Source organism: uncultured Algibacter sp. (assembly GCF_947487575.1).
Classification (GTDB): domain Bacteria; phylum Bacteroidota; class Bacteroidia; order Flavobacteriales; family Flavobacteriaceae; genus Algibacter_B.
Genome location: NZ_CANKXG010000010.1, coordinates 104517 through 118609, shown reverse-complemented (window position 1 = coordinate 118609; position 14093 = coordinate 104517). Strand labels below are relative to the sequence as shown.

Here is a 14093-nt window from a genome sequence, read left to right as displayed (position 1 = left end):
GATGAAAAAATTAAAATATATATTATTAGTACTCTCATTTAGTTTTATGGCTTGTGAGAACCAAGAATTAGATGAATTAAGGAATAAAGTGAATACTGGAACCGCTGAGCTACCCGATCTAACTGCTGGTTCTGCAGATTTTTCTACTTATCTTGCCATAGGTGCATCGTTTACTGCTGGATTTACAGATGGAGGTTTATTTAGAGCTGGACAAGAGCACTCTTTTCCTAAATTACTATCAGAACAATTTGCTTTTGCAGGTGGAGGAACTTTTACTCAACCATTATTAGATGAAAATACTGGTGGAATTTTAGCAGGTGGATCACCAACACCTTTCGGTTACAGATTAGTTTTTGGAGGTGCAGGACCAGTTCCTCTAAACGCATTTTTAGCAAGCCAAGATTTACCAGTGCCCCCTATTACAACTGAAGCAGGTAACAATATTGGAAGTGATTTTAATAATTTTGGAATTCCAGGAGCAAAAAGTTTTCACTTAGTAACACCTGGGTACGCAGCATTTAATCCTTATTATACACGAATAGCATCAGGGGGAACATCAACAGTTTTAAACGATGCTTTAACTCAAAACCCAACGTTTTTTACATTAAGTGAAGTTGGTGGTAATGACATTCTACAATATGCTACGTCTGGTGGTACGGGTATTGACCGAACAGGAAATATTGACCCATCAACCTATCATACTAATGATATTACAGACCCTAATGTATTTGCTGGAGCATTTTCATCTATGGTTACTGCTTTAACTCTTAATGGTGCTAAAGGTGTTGTCACTAATGTCCCTGATATTACTAGTCTATCACACTTTACGACTGTACCTTACAATCCATTAGACCCTAATGATGAAGATACTGGACCCGATCTTGTAGCTCAAATACCTACATTAAACCAAATATATGGTGCAATAAACCAAATATTTGCAGTAGCAGATCCATCGCGGATTATTATATTTTCTACTACAGAAACTAATCCTGTTATAATTAAAGACGAAGACTTAGTTGATTTATCTGCAGCAATAGCAGGTGCTCTAGCACCAGATCCAGCTTTCGCTGCATTTATTGGACAGTTTGGATTGCCTCCTGCAGCTGCTCCAACTGTTGCTGGATTTTTAGGAACTACTTACGGACAAGCAAGACCCGCGACTCAAAATGATTTATTGGTTTTACCAAGTAGCTCTATTATTGGTAATGTAAATGAAGGTGTAGCCACAGCACTAGCTGCATTGTTGCCTCCTACTGTTGCAGGTCAATTTTCAGTTGAAGGAATAACATTGCCTTTAGAAGACAAGTGGGTACTTACACCTCAAGAACAAACTGCTATTGCAAACGCAACTACAGCTTATAACAACACAATTAAGACAGTTACAGACGCAAATCCCAATGTAGCTTTAGCAGATTTAAGAGCTGTTTTAGAACAAGCTTCAGTATCTGGCTATCCTTATGATGAATTCATAATGACTACAGATTTAGTTTTTGGTGGATTAGTTAGTTTAGATGGAATTCATCTAACAGCAAGAGGATATGGCCTAATGGCTACAGAATTCTTAGTTGCAATTGATGACGCTTTTGGTTCAAACTTTATAGCTTCTGGAAAAACTCCTGTTGCTGCTGATTTACCAACAAACTTCTCCCCTCTATTACCATAAAATAGAATTAAAATAACACTGTAAAAACACCTTCAATTTGAAGGTGTTTTTTTATTCCAAAAAACTCTATAAAACAACTTTTATTTTAAATTAAAACTCATATATTTGCACGCGAAAACTAAAACTGTTTTCATATATTTAAATCGCATAATATTAAACACATAAGTAATGGCTAAAGTTACAGGTAAAGTTGCACAAATAGTAGGTCCGGTTATCGATGTTGAATTCGGAGCAGGTTCAGAACTTCCAAAAATTTATGATTCGTTAGAAATAAAAAGACCTGATGGTTCTTTATTAGTACTAGAAGTACAGTCTCACATTGGTGAAGACACAGTACGTACTATAGCCATGGATTCATCTGATGGTTTAAGTAGAGGAACTGAAGTTTCTGCAACAGGAGCACCAATACAAATGCCAATTGGAGACGATGTTTACGGTCGTTTATTTAATGTGATTGGAGATGCTATTGATGGTCTTGGAGATTTACCTAAAGCTGGAGAAGCTGGGTTACCAATTCACCGTCAAGCACCAAAATTTGAAGATTTATCAACGTCTACTGAAGTTTTATTTACAGGTATTAAAGTAATCGATTTAATTGAGCCTTATGCAAAAGGTGGTAAAATTGGTTTATTTGGTGGTGCTGGAGTAGGTAAAACAGTATTAATTCAAGAGTTGATTAACAATATTGCAAAAGGACACGGTGGTTTATCTGTATTTGCTGGAGTGGGTGAAAGAACTCGTGAAGGGAATGATTTACTACGTGAAATGTTAGAATCTGGAATTATCCGTTACGGTGATGATTTTATGCATTCTATGGAAGATGGCGGATGGGATTTATCTAAAGTTGATAAATCTAAAATGAAAGAATCGAAAGCAACTTTCGTATTCGGACAAATGAATGAGCCTCCTGGAGCACGTGCACGTGTTGCATTATCTGGTTTAACTATTGCTGAGTATTTCCGTGATGGTGCTGGTGAAGGACAAGGAAAAGATGTACTTTTCTTCGTAGATAACATTTTCCGTTTTACACAAGCTGGTTCTGAGGTATCTGCATTATTAGGTCGTATGCCTTCTGCGGTAGGTTACCAACCAACATTAGCAACAGAAATGGGTGCTATGCAAGAGCGTATTACTTCAACTAAAAGAGGTTCGATTACATCTGTACAAGCGGTTTACGTACCTGCGGATGATTTAACGGATCCTGCACCTGCTACAACCTTTGCTCACTTAGATGCAACAACGGTACTTTCTAGAAAAATTGCCGAGTTAGGTATATATCCTGCGGTAGATCCTTTAGATTCTACTTCAAGAATTTTAACTGCTGATATTTTAGGGGACGAGCATTATGCTTGTGCTCAAAGAGTAAAAGAGTTATTACAACGTTATAAAGAATTACAAGATATTATTGCCATTTTAGGTATGGAAGAATTATCTGAAGAAGATAAATTGGCTGTAGGTAGAGCAAGACGTGTACAACGTTTCTTATCTCAACCTTTCCACGTAGCTGAGCAATTTACTGGTATTCCTGGTGTATTAGTTGATATTAAAGAAACTATTAAAGGATTTAACATGATTATGGATGGTGAGTTAGATCGCTTACCAGAAGCTGCGTTTAACCTTAAAGGAACTATCGAAGAAGCTATTGAAGCTGGAGACAAAATGTTAGCTGAAGCGTAAAATTGTTACCGGTTATTAGTTGATGGTTACCAGAAAATAAATATACCAATAACCAATAACTAAAAACAAATAACTAAAAGAGATATGTATTTAGAAATTGTATCACCTGAAGCCACCTTATTTAGCGGAGAAGTAACTAGTATTTATGTCCCTGGCGTAAATGGGGATTTTGAAATGCTAAATAATCATGCACCAATTGTTTCTATATTAAAAGAAGGTGTTGTGAAAATTTCTGGGAATATTGAAATAGATGAAGAAGTTCAAGATAAGTTCACAAAAGGCGACAAAGGAACTACTCTATTAAAGATTAATTCTGGAACTCTTGAAATGAAAGATAATAAAGTAATTGTTTTAGCTGATTAAGCTATCTTTTATTTAAAAAATATTAAAAGTCAAACATAATTGTTTGGCTTTTTTATTTCCAATTCCAAATAATAAGTTCCCAATTTTGATGGTTTAATGAATAGCTTTTTAACCATTTAAACCCTACCGCATAATGTGCATTTAAAGACCTTATATTTTTAGTATCTACTTCGGTTACTACAGCATCAAACACGGTATTAAGTTTTAACTGCATATATGAATATAACCCTCTAAAAACACCTTGCTTTCTATATGATTTCTCTATGCATATTTGACCCATGGTTACATAACTAGTTATAGGTTCTATAATAGTTTCTATCTCTTCAAACATAGGTTGCAAAACAGGAATTGTGTCTTTAAACTCTTTAACCATACTTAGAGCGTACCCAACAACACGATTATTATGTTTTGCAATACTGTGGGCACAAGCATTATTCATGATTTTTAATGTTTCAAAATCATGTTGAACAGTTACAAAACCTTCTTTTTGCTTTTCTGTCTTAGAAATTGATGCTGGAATATTTTTATGTTGAAGTTCTAGAATTTGATATAACTCTTCATCCGAAACTACTTGTTTATAAATAATTTCCACAATAAATGGCTATACCTTTTTAATTACATTAGTAACTATACCCCAAATAACAAAATCATTTGCTTCTGTAATTCTAATAATAGGATAATTAGGATTTTCTGGTTTTAACCAAATGCCTTCGTTATCGACTTTTAAGCGTTTAACGGTAAATTCTCCATCTAAAAAACAAACCGCTATTTTATTATGAGAAGGTTCTAAACTTCTATCAATTACTAACAAATCGTTATCATCAAGTCCTGCGCCTATCATGGATTGTCCGCTAACTCGTGCATAAAAAGTGGCTTCTTTATTTTTTACAAGTTCTTTATCTAGAGAAAGGCGTTGCTCCTTAAAATCTTCGGCTGGTGATGGAAATCCTGCAGAAATTCCTGTATCGAAAAAAAGAGCATCTAGAGTATTTGTAGGTTTTGGAGTAAAAAAAGTTAAGCTGTTAGATTTGTGTAATATCATGGGTTATGTAATTTATTGGCGGTTTAGCGCGTTAGGGATTGAGCGGTTTGTTTGAAATCCTTTTTGCCTTTTTGCAAAAAGATTGAGTAGCGAAAGCCCGACCCTTGTGGTAACGCCCAAATAAAATTTCTGTTCCTAAATTTAATTCAAATTTTTGAGATTCTTGCTTTATTTAACGACTATAATATCTTTAATATTAGTTGTGTAACGTGGAGACAAACGTTCTTGACGCATTTTCCAGGTGCGCTTTAAATCTTGACTAGCCAATTTTACTTTGTTGTTGGCGTATTTGGAATTTAGACCGTCTATGGCATGCATTAGGGGTTTGTGTTTGGGGTTTTCTGTGTCGAACATTTGTAACTGGTGGTTATTGGTTGGCACCAAGCCCATAACAATGACGCCTGCACGCTTGTACTTTATACCGGCTTTGAAAATGCTTTTTACGGCGTTAACAGCTTGCTGGCTAATAATTAGGTTGGAATCTGTGGGATATGGCAAACTGACTACCCGACTTGCACGATGCTGCTCTAAATCTTTTTTATGTCTGTCGCTTTGCAACGTTACATATATCATGTGGCAACTAGAACCCTGTTTGCGTAACTTTTCGGCACAACTTGTGGCAAAAGTGGAAATGCGTTCTTTTATATTATCGAGATCAGAATAGGTGTACTCGAAACTTCTTGTGGTAGCTATGGCACGTTTTGCTTCTACTTCGTCTAGTTTTATTTTTGAAATGCCTTCCAAATCTTTTTTGAGTTTCCAACCTGTGATTGTAAAGTTTTTGCGTACCCAATGGTCCGGAAGTTGTGTAAAATCATAAGCTTTTTTACAACCTTTGGCTTTTAATCGTTTTTGTAAGCCTCTGCCTATGCCCCAAACATCTTCTACTTTTATCCATTTTAAGGCTTTAATACGTTTTTCTTCTGAGTCAATTACATACACGCCTTTTGTTGCCTCTGGAAATTTTCGAGCAATTTTATTGGCGACTTTACTTAATGCTTTTGTTGGCGCAATACCTACGCTAGTTGGAATACCTGTCCATTTTAAAATGCGCTGTCGCATTTGATTGCCATAGTCTTCAAAATCATGATTTTCGAAGCCTTTAAATTCTAGAAAAGCTTCATCTATACTATATACCTCAACATCTGGCGTGTATTGCTCTAGAATCGTCATAACGCGATGACTCATATCACCATACAATGGGTAGTTTGAAGATAATACTTCTATACCATTTAGTTTGCAAAAGCCGTCCCACTTAAAAATAGGTGCGCCCATAGGTAAGCCTATTGCTTTGGCTTCGTCACTTCTAGAAATAACGCAACCATCGTTATTACTTAAAATAGCAACGGGTTTGTTGCGTAAAGTTGGATTAAATGTGCGTTCGCAAGACGCATAAAAGTTATTACAATCTACTAGGGCGTACATGAGAGTAAAGATACAGATTTTGTGTTTCTCTAACCTATCAGTTTTTGAAACCTAACAGATATTTAACTTAAAAAAACTTCTCCTTTTTTATAATAGTATTACCAATACGTTTATAGGCAACTTCTTTCCCGTTAGCACAAAATTTGTATGTAGCTTTAGATTTTTGTTCAGATACTGATAATAAAATAATATCCTTTACATCACAATTATGGGCTTTAGCAACTTTCTTTTTAACATGGCTTATTGTGGCTCTTCCTTTCTTTAATTGTGCTTGTATCTTTTTATCTAATTTAGGCTCTTCAAAACCTTCTGCTAAATTACAGCTAGTGTTGTCTTTTACTTTAGAAACGCTAGTTAAAGAAGGGTTTTCAGCATCAATATATTCCCAAGTAAAATCAGCTTTAAGCAAAACACGTCTTCCATCTTCCGTTTTTACAATGTGATTATCTTGCGAAAACCCAATAAAAGAGACAAGAAGTACTAAAACCAAAACACACTTTTTCATAGCAAATAATATAAAGTTAAAATCACTTTCAAAAATACAGCTTAATTATTAAAACTAATCTTCAACATATTCTAAAATATCTGCTGGTTGGCAATCTAAAGCTTTACAAATAGCTTCTAAAGTTGAGAAACGAACAGCCTTTGCTTTACCAGATTTTAGGATAGACATATTAGCGGTTGTAATACCAATAATTTCAGCCAACTCTTTGCTTTTCATTTGCCTTCTGGCAAGCATAATATCTAAGTTTACAATTATTGGCATAATTAAATGGTTAGGTCGTTTTCTTGTTTAATCAATACTGCTCGTTTTTGAATTTCTTCAATAACCAAAAGCCCTAAACCAATAATCAAAATCATAAAATGGTAAAAAAATGGCAAAAGCATACTTTCAATAATATGTTCAGAAAAAGAATAATGATAAAAAAGAGAAGCAAGTAAACCTACAATTGAAATAATAACAAAATACTTTCCTGTGGTTTTTAAAAGAGATAGAATTCTTGATGAAAAGAAAAGTCTATTTTTGAAATAATCGCCAACTTTCAATAACTGAGTAAGTGTATATATTAGAAGTATATCTATAGCGGTTGTAACACCAAAATAACAATAAAAACTACCTTTTATTGAATCTCCTAAAATAGAAACTCTAAATAATTCTTTAGGAACTGTATGCGCTCCTGTGAACGTTATAAGCACAAAAAAAAGCAATGCCAAAGTATATATTGTAATGAATATAATTAGCATGATTCTAAACATATTTAGTTTGATTTTCATAATTATATAGTTAAATCATTCTCTTCTTGAACATGCCTTCCTTTTTTCAAAACATCTAAGTAGAGATATATTAAAAATGCTATTACTAAATGTGCTAACACAATAAAATAATCATCTTCTAGACGAATACTCACACCTCGTAATAAAAATGAAGCTGTAAATACTATAATATAAATTAAAGGCACCAAATTTAATATCATGAAGAAGCGTAATCGTTTTAATGGCTTCGTTTCAAATACCTTTTTTTCAATAAATACTTTTAGAAAATTTTTAAATGCATAAAAATAAATGATGTAGTACGACATCGCTGTCCACATGATAAGAACGGCATAATTAAATGGAACATTTATGCGTAAACCTAATAAGGGAACATGCACTTTCGCACGATTCTCAATAATCTCAACAAAAGGAATTTGTATTCCATATTTATATTCTAAATAGGATAGTATTGAAAAAACCATTACAAAAAGCAGAAGAAATGCAACGCAGTAGAATAATATTAACGATGTAAAATAAGCTAATTTTTTCATTTTATTATTGTTTAACGATAACAAATATACAAAAATTATCGAAAAACAATAATTCTTATTTAAAAATATTTTAATCACATAATACCAAAAGCATTATTTATATTTGTTTTTAGATGAAAACCTTTCCAAAAAAATTACAAAAAAAATTAGAAGAGCGCAAAGCGAATAATGCCTTACGCCAACTTGGAATACAAAGTAGTTTGGTAGATTTTTCATCAAATGATTACTTAGGTTTTTCAAAATCTAAAACTATTTTTAATAATACACACAAATTTTTAAAAGGCCATGATATTACTAATAATGGCGCAACAGGTTCTCGGTTGCTTTCTGGAAATCATAGACTTTATAATATAATTGAAGACATTCTTGTTAATTTTCATAATAGCGAAAGTGCATTAATATTCAATTCGGGTTACGATGCCAACATTGGTTTTTTCTCTAGTGTACCTCAACGTGGAGATGTCATCTTGTATGACGAATATATTCATGCTTCCATTCGCGATGGCATTTCAATGAGTAATGCCAAAGCTTATAAGTTTAAGCATAATGATTTAGATGATTTAGAAAAAAAATGTCAGACTGAGCGCAGTCGAAGTCCAAAAGAAACAATCATTTACATTGTAACAGAATCTGTTTTCTCTATGGACGGCGATTCTCCCGATTTAAAAAAACTATCGCAGATAAACAATAAACATAAGGCGCATTTAGTGGTAGATGAAGCACATGCCATTGGTGTTTTTGGAGAACGGGGCACAGGTATAATTCAAGATTTAAAACTTGAAAAAGAAGTTTTTGCACGCATCATCACTTTCGGAAAAGCCATGGGATGCCACGGTGCTGCTATTTTAGGAAGCAAAAAACTAAAACAATATCTCGTTAATTTTTCACGTAGTTTTATTTATACTACAGCATTACCGCCACATAGTTTAGCAACCATACATACTGCTTATAATGCATTACAGGATAATAAAAACAATACCAAGCTACACACAAATATTTACCACTTTAAATCTGAAATAAAAAAAAATAAACTTGAAAATATTTTTATTGAGTCGCATTCAGCTATTCATTGTTGTATTATTTCTGGGAATGATAAAGTGAAATCTATTTCAGAAAAACTTCAGAATAGTGGTTTTGATGTTAAACCCATACTTTCTCCTACAGTTCCTGAAGGACAAGAGCGTTTACGTTTTTGTTTACATAGTTTTAATTCAGAAAATAATATATCTAATGTATTACAACAACTGGCCACTTTAATAAATATATGAGCAACACATTTAAAACCATTGCTAGATTTCAATACTCCACAGAAGCGCAAATTATAAAAGGACGTTTAGAGGCTGAAGGTATTCAAGTGTTTCTAAGTGATAATTTGACAATAGACACCGACCCATTGGTAAGTAACGCTATTGGTGGTGTTAAACTTAAGGTACTATCAACCGATGCTTTAAAAGCGCAGCATATTCTAGACTCAATACATAAATATTCAATTGATGACGAAGGTAATACTATAAATTGTCCAAATTGCAAAGGACATCATGTTGCATTATTTTCAACAATTAAGGATGCCAAATCGTTTTTTGCGTTTATTTTTGGTGTATTATTTTCTGCACTTCCATTTTATACAAGACATAAATATATATGTGAAGATTGCAAAACCGAATTCGATTTAAAATGAGCACATATTTCATCACAGGAATTTCAACCGATGTTGGTAAAACCGTAGCTTCAGCAATTGTAACTGAAGCCTTAGAAGCCGATTATTGGAAACCCATACAAGCAGGAGAATTGGATAATTGTGATACAAAAAAAGTACGACAACTGGTTTCAAATACTAAATCGAAATTTCACAAAAATGCTTATGCTCTAGAAACACCAATGAGTCCTCATGGTGCAGCAGATATTGATGGCATAAAAATCGATATTAAAACTATCAAACCACCGAAAACCAAAAATCATTTAGTTATTGAGGGCGCTGGAGGTTTATTAGTGCCTTTAAATGATAAAGACACGGTTTTCGATTTAATCAAACCAGAATACAACGTCATTGTCGTATCAAGACATTATTTAGGAAGCATCAATCACACACTTTTAACAATAAAAACTCTAAAAGAAAAAGGGTTTGATGTGTCTATTATTTTTAGCGGAAATGAACATAAAACAACGGAGGATATTATCAAAAAAATGACTCAAATCCCTGTTATAGGAAGGATTGACGAAGAACCTTATTTTGATAAAAATGTTATTAAAGAATATGCTGAATTGTTTAAAGACAAATTATGAGTTTACAAGAACGCGATAAAAAACACCTTTGGCATCCACTAACACAGCATAAATTGCACCCAGAAGCTTTAGCCATAACTAAAGCAAAAGGCTGTGTTTTAACCGATGAAAATGGCAACGAATATATTGATGCCATTGCCTCTTGGTACACCTGTATGTACGGGCATTGTAACAAATACATAACCAATCGTGTTTTTGGTCAGATGCAAAAGCTAGACCAAGTTGTTTTTAGCGGTTTCACACACGAACCTGCTGTAAAGCTATCCGAAGCACTCATTGAAATATTGCCTGAAAATCAAAATAAAATATTCTTCAGCGATAACGGTTCTACCTCTGTTGAAATTGGCATAAAAATGGCCTTGCAATACCATTTTAACAATGGCGAAAAACGAAACACACTAATCGCTTTTGAAGATGGATTCCATGGCGATACTTTTGGTGCCATGAGCGTCTCAGGGCTTTCAGTTTACAACGGTCCGTTTGAAGATTTCTTTTTAGATGTAAAACGTATTCCTGTTCCTAATGGAGAAAATCATCAAGACATACTATCCCTTTTAAAAGATATTCTTTCAAACAATAAAATCGCTGGATTTGTTTACGAACCCTTAGTTCAAGGTGCGGCGGCTATGAGCATGCATGATGCCCAAGGCTTAAATAAAATTCTAAAATTCTGTAAAGAAAATAATATTATTACCGTGGCAGACGAGGTTATGACGGGTTTTGGAAAAACAGGCAAGTATTTCGCATCGCTTCACATGGACTCCAAACCAGATGTTATTTGCCTTAGTAAAGCATTAACTGGTGGTTTATTGCCAATGGCGTTAACAACATGTACACAAGAAATTTACGATGCTTTTTATAGCGATGAGATTAGCAAAGGTTTGTTTCATGGGCATACTTATTCTGCAAATCCGCTAGCATGTACAGCGGCTTTGGCGAGCATCGAATTATTGCAAACCAAAAACATTCAAGATAATATAATAGCAATTACTGCCTCGCATCAAGCCTTTGGAAATCGCATTAAAAACCATCCAAAAGTGAAATTCATACGCCAAACAGGAATTATTTTTGCGCTAGATTTAAATGTAGAAATGGCACGCTATGGCAATCTTCGCGATAAGCTCTTTAAATTTTTTATGGATAATGGTGTGTTTCTGCGCCCTCTAGGAAACACCATTTACATTCAAGCCCCTTATGTTATTACTAAAAAACAGCTAGAAAAAGTCTATCAAGTTATAGAAGATGCTTTAGAAATTATTTAGAGCGTTACCCACAACAGTCGTTCTAGTAGCTTGTCTTGAGCACAGTCGAAAGGCTATATTTTTTTAATTTTTTTGAAAATTAAAAAGGATGCTGCTTCTATCCCTAACGCATAAGTAGTACTTTTGTCAAAAGTTTAAAAAAACCTTGCAAAAACCAATTTCAATTACAGCAGTTTCATCTATTTCTTCCCTAGGAAAATCTTTAGATGAAGCATGGAAAAGTTACAAAAACAATGAACATGGTATTACCGAAAAAGAAATCGCAGGTAAAAACGTATTTGTTTCTGAAATAACTGAAGAAGCAAAGCAAGACATTGAGGGTTTACGTCAATCAGACAATAAATACAAATCATTAGATAATACCGTTTTATTTACCATTTATACATCTAGAAAAGCTATAAAACAAGCTAACTGGAGTGCTTCGGATAATTTCGGAATTAATATAGGTTCCTCACGAGGAGCAACCTCTCTTTTTGAAAAATATCACGAATCCTTTTTAGAAAATAAAAAATCGGAAACTTTAAGTTCTCCAACCACCACATTAGGAAATATATCATCTTGGGTAGCGCACGATTTGCAAACCAATGGTCCAGAAATTAGCCATTCTATAACTTGTTCTACGGCATTACACAGTATGTTAAACGGTATTGCTTGGATAAATTCTGGTATGTGTAATAAATTTCTAGTTGGCGGTAGCGAAGCACCGTTAACACCTTTTACCATTGCACAAATGCAAGCTCTAAAAATCTACTCAAAAGAAACTGAAGATTTTCCCTGTCGCGCTTTAGACCTCAACAAAACAAAAAACACTATGGTTTTAGGCGAAGGTGCATCAGTTACTTGTTTAGAAGCTGGTAAAAAGGAAAATGCATTAGCCATTATAAAAGGAATTGGATATGCAACTGAAATATTAAAACACAACATTTCAATTTCAAGTGATGCTAAATGTTTTCAAAAATCAATGAAAATGGCATTAGGAAATTTAAATCCTGATGACCTTGACGTGATTGTTATGCACGCTCCAGGTACGATAAAAGGAGATAAATCTGAATTTAAAGCTATTGAAACAATCTTTAAAGATAACACTCCAGCGCTAACATCTAACAAATGGAAGATAGGTCATACTTTTGGAGCATCGGGTGCATTAAGTATTGAGCTTGCTGTTTTAATGTTACAACACCAAGAATTTATTGGTATTCCATATTTAGAAAATCAAAAGACACCTAATAAAATTGAAAATATTCTAATAAATGCCGTAGGATTTGGAGGTAATGCGGTTTCTATATTATTAAGCAAAAATTAAAAATTTCATCTTTTAATTACTATTTTTGATTTCAAATCACTAGAAGATTTATGAGCGAGACTAGACACAACTGGACCAAAGAAGAAATACTAGACATTTATAACAAACCATTTATGGAGTTGCTTTACGAGGCAGCTACAATACATAGAAAAAGCCATGACCCAAATGTGGTACAAGTTTCAACTTTACTTTCTATAAAAACTGGTGGTTGTTCTGAAGATTGTGGATACTGTCCGCAAGCAGCTCGTTACCATACTGGTGTTGAAGGCAATGATTTAATGACAGTAAATCAAGTTAAAGCCCAAGCTCTAAGAGCTAAAGAAAGCGGAAGTTCACGTGTTTGCATGGGTGCTGCTTGGAGAAATGTAAAAGACGGACCAGAGTTTGACCAAGTTTTAGAAATGGTAAGAGGCATAAACAAGCTAGATATGGAAGTTTGTTGTACTCTGGGGATGGTTACTGAAAACCAAGCGCAGCGTTTAGCTGAAGCTGGTTTATATGCCTACAATCATAATTTAGATTCTTCAGAAGAGTATTATAAAGAAGTTATTTCTACCCGTGGTTATCAAGATCGGTTAGATACTATTGATAATGTTCGTAAAACCAATGTAACCGTTTGTTCTGGCGGTATTATTGGAATGGGAGAAAATATAGAAGATAGAGCTGGCATGTTAGTGGCTTTATCGACTTTAAACCCGCAACCAGAGTCTACACCTATTAATGCGTTAGTAGCTGTTGAAGGCACACCACTTGAAGACCAAAAACCTGTTTCTATTTGGGATATGGTTCGTATGGTTGCTACTACGCGTATTGTTTTACCAGAAACTCAAGTAAGACTTAGTGCAGGACGTACGCAAATGAGTAGAGAAGGACAAGCTATGTGCTTTTTTGCAGGTGCTAACTCTATTTTTGCTGGCGATAAATTATTAACTACACCAAATCCTGATGTAAATGAAGACATGAAAATGTTTGAGTTATTAGGATTAAATACACAAAAGCCATTTACTAAAAAGGTACAACCACAAACGGTTGAAGCCCAAGATTCGCAATATGGGGCTTTAGGCGAAAAACCAAAATGGACACGCCCAGAGCATACTATTGAACGTAATGAAGCGGCAAAGGCAAAGGCTAAAGCACTTAAATAATTCATTTTTTTTAAAAAAATGCCTTTGCGACTACCGCGATTAATGTCATTAAGTTAAGAATATAATGTTAGTCTGAGCGTAGTCGAAGACCTAATAGAATCTTCTTTTCAATAGCATTTCGACTG

At 34.1% G+C, this 14093-nt stretch carries 16 protein-coding genes; 9 read left to right on the top strand and 7 right to left on the bottom strand.

Going from position 1 to position 14093, the window contains the following annotated elements; all coding sequences use genetic code 11:
- The first annotated feature begins 1 nt into the window (after window position 1).
- The 3 genes from Q0870_RS12615 to Q0870_RS12605 all read left to right on the top strand — a co-directional run bounded on the left by Q0870_RS12615 (window position 2) and on the right by Q0870_RS12605 (window position 3703).
- Window positions 2-1663: a G-D-S-L family lipolytic protein gene (locus Q0870_RS12615; RefSeq protein WP_298555877.1), complete on the top strand. Its 1662-nt coding sequence runs from the start codon at window positions 2-4 to the stop codon at window positions 1661-1663.
- 168 nt (window positions 1664-1831) lie between these two features.
- Window positions 1832-3340, top strand: a complete 1509-nt coding sequence (gene atpD / locus Q0870_RS12610; protein WP_298555876.1) for a F0F1 ATP synthase subunit beta — start codon at window positions 1832-1834, stop codon at window positions 3338-3340.
- Between the two features lie 84 nt (window positions 3341-3424).
- On the top strand, window positions 3425-3703 hold the full coding sequence (locus tag Q0870_RS12605; protein ID WP_298555875.1) for a F0F1 ATP synthase subunit epsilon: 279 nt from the start codon (window positions 3425-3427) through the stop codon (window positions 3701-3703).
- 52 nt (window positions 3704-3755) lie between these two features.
- Here Q0870_RS12605 and Q0870_RS12600 read toward each other — a convergent pair whose 3' ends face one another.
- The 7 genes from Q0870_RS12600 to Q0870_RS12570 form a co-directional block, all read right to left on the bottom strand.
- Window positions 3756-4295: an N-acetyltransferase gene (locus tag Q0870_RS12600; RefSeq protein ID WP_298555874.1), complete on the bottom strand. Its 540-nt coding sequence runs from the start codon at window positions 4293-4295 to the stop codon at window positions 3756-3758.
- A gap of 9 nt (window positions 4296-4304) precedes the next feature.
- The gene (umuD, locus tag Q0870_RS12595) at window positions 4305-4745 is read right to left on the bottom strand and encodes a translesion error-prone DNA polymerase V autoproteolytic subunit (RefSeq protein ID WP_298555873.1); all 441 of its coding nucleotides are present in this window, start codon (window positions 4743-4745) and stop codon (window positions 4305-4307) included.
- Between the two features lie 168 nt (window positions 4746-4913).
- Entirely contained in the window at window positions 4914-6170 is a 1257-nt protein-coding gene (locus tag Q0870_RS12590) for a Y-family DNA polymerase (RefSeq protein WP_298555872.1), read from the bottom strand.
- Window positions 6171-6237: 67 nt separating this feature from the next.
- Window positions 6238-6675, bottom strand: coding sequence for a DUF3157 family protein (locus Q0870_RS12585; RefSeq protein WP_298555871.1), 438 nt, complete (start codon window positions 6673-6675; stop codon window positions 6238-6240).
- A gap of 54 nt (window positions 6676-6729) precedes the next feature.
- Window positions 6730-6936 (bottom strand): helix-turn-helix transcriptional regulator, encoded by a 207-nt coding sequence (locus Q0870_RS12580; protein ID WP_298555870.1) that lies wholly within the window; start codon window positions 6934-6936, stop codon window positions 6730-6732.
- A gap of 2 nt (window positions 6937-6938) precedes the next feature.
- Window positions 6939-7445, bottom strand: coding sequence for a DUF2975 domain-containing protein (locus tag Q0870_RS12575; protein WP_298555869.1), 507 nt, complete (start codon window positions 7443-7445; stop codon window positions 6939-6941).
- Between the two features lie 2 nt (window positions 7446-7447).
- Window positions 7448-7975, bottom strand: a complete 528-nt coding sequence (locus Q0870_RS12570) for a DUF2975 domain-containing protein (protein WP_298555868.1) — start codon at window positions 7973-7975, stop codon at window positions 7448-7450.
- A gap of 113 nt (window positions 7976-8088) precedes the next feature.
- On the opposite strand from Q0870_RS12570, the gene Q0870_RS12565 reads away from it, so the two are divergent.
- The 6 genes from Q0870_RS12565 (at window position 8089) to bioB (ending at window position 13968) form a co-directional block, all read left to right on the top strand.
- Window positions 8089-9243, top strand: a complete 1155-nt coding sequence (locus Q0870_RS12565) for a pyridoxal phosphate-dependent aminotransferase family protein (RefSeq protein WP_298555867.1) — start codon at window positions 8089-8091, stop codon at window positions 9241-9243.
- Window positions 9240-9653 carry a DUF2007 domain-containing protein gene (locus tag Q0870_RS12560; protein ID WP_298555866.1) on the top strand — a complete coding sequence of 138 codons (414 nt, stop codon included), beginning with the start codon at window positions 9240-9242 and terminating at the stop codon, window positions 9651-9653. Before Q0870_RS12565 ends, Q0870_RS12560 begins: the two co-directional genes overlap by 4 nt.
- Window positions 9650-10258, top strand: coding sequence for a dethiobiotin synthase (gene bioD / locus Q0870_RS12555; protein WP_298555865.1), 609 nt, complete (start codon window positions 9650-9652; stop codon window positions 10256-10258). The genes Q0870_RS12560 and bioD overlap by 4 nt, the downstream gene beginning before the upstream one ends.
- Complete coding sequence (gene bioA, locus Q0870_RS12550) at window positions 10255-11520, top strand: adenosylmethionine--8-amino-7-oxononanoate transaminase (RefSeq protein ID WP_298555863.1); 1266 nt, start codon at window positions 10255-10257, stop codon at window positions 11518-11520. The genes bioD and bioA overlap by 4 nt, the downstream gene beginning before the upstream one ends.
- 145 nt (window positions 11521-11665) lie before the next feature.
- Window positions 11666-12823, top strand: a complete 1158-nt coding sequence (locus Q0870_RS12545; protein ID WP_298555862.1) for a beta-ketoacyl synthase N-terminal-like domain-containing protein — start codon at window positions 11666-11668, stop codon at window positions 12821-12823.
- Window positions 12824-12873: 50 nt separating this feature from the next.
- Entirely contained in the window at window positions 12874-13968 is a 1095-nt protein-coding gene (gene bioB, locus Q0870_RS12540) for a biotin synthase BioB (RefSeq protein ID WP_298555860.1), read from the top strand.
- The last annotated feature ends 125 nt before the right edge of the window (window positions 13969-14093 follow it).

Coding starts and splice junctions, on each gene's coding strand:
- Q0870_RS12590 (WP_298555872.1), bottom strand. CDS start 6,170: ATGTACGCCCTAGTAGATTGTAATAACTTTTATGCGTCTTGCGAACGC.
- Q0870_RS12575 (WP_298555869.1), bottom strand. CDS start 7,445: ATGAAAATCAAACTAAATATGTTTAGAATCATGCTAATTATATTCATT.
- Q0870_RS12560 (WP_298555866.1), top strand. CDS start 9,240: ATGAGCAACACATTTAAAACCATTGCTAGATTTCAATACTCCACAGAA.
- Q0870_RS12570 (WP_298555868.1), bottom strand. CDS start 7,975: ATGAAAAAATTAGCTTATTTTACATCGTTAATATTATTCTACTGCGTT.
- Q0870_RS12580 (WP_298555870.1), bottom strand. CDS start 6,936: ATGCCAATAATTGTAAACTTAGATATTATGCTTGCCAGAAGGCAAATG.
- umuD (WP_298555873.1), bottom strand. CDS start 4,745: ATGATATTACACAAATCTAACAGCTTAACTTTTTTTACTCCAAAACCT.
- bioD (WP_298555865.1), top strand. CDS start 9,650: ATGAGCACATATTTCATCACAGGAATTTCAACCGATGTTGGTAAAACC.
- Q0870_RS12615 (WP_298555877.1), top strand. CDS start 2: ATGAAAAAATTAAAATATATATTATTAGTACTCTCATTTAGTTTTATG.
- Q0870_RS12585 (WP_298555871.1), bottom strand. CDS start 6,675: ATGAAAAAGTGTGTTTTGGTTTTAGTACTTCTTGTCTCTTTTATTGGG.
- atpD (WP_298555876.1), top strand. CDS start 1,832: ATGGCTAAAGTTACAGGTAAAGTTGCACAAATAGTAGGTCCGGTTATC.
- Q0870_RS12605 (WP_298555875.1), top strand. CDS start 3,425: ATGTATTTAGAAATTGTATCACCTGAAGCCACCTTATTTAGCGGAGAA.
- Q0870_RS12565 (WP_298555867.1), top strand. CDS start 8,089: ATGAAAACCTTTCCAAAAAAATTACAAAAAAAATTAGAAGAGCGCAAA.
- bioA (WP_298555863.1), top strand. CDS start 10,255: ATGAGTTTACAAGAACGCGATAAAAAACACCTTTGGCATCCACTAACA.
- bioB (WP_298555860.1), top strand. CDS start 12,874: ATGAGCGAGACTAGACACAACTGGACCAAAGAAGAAATACTAGACATT.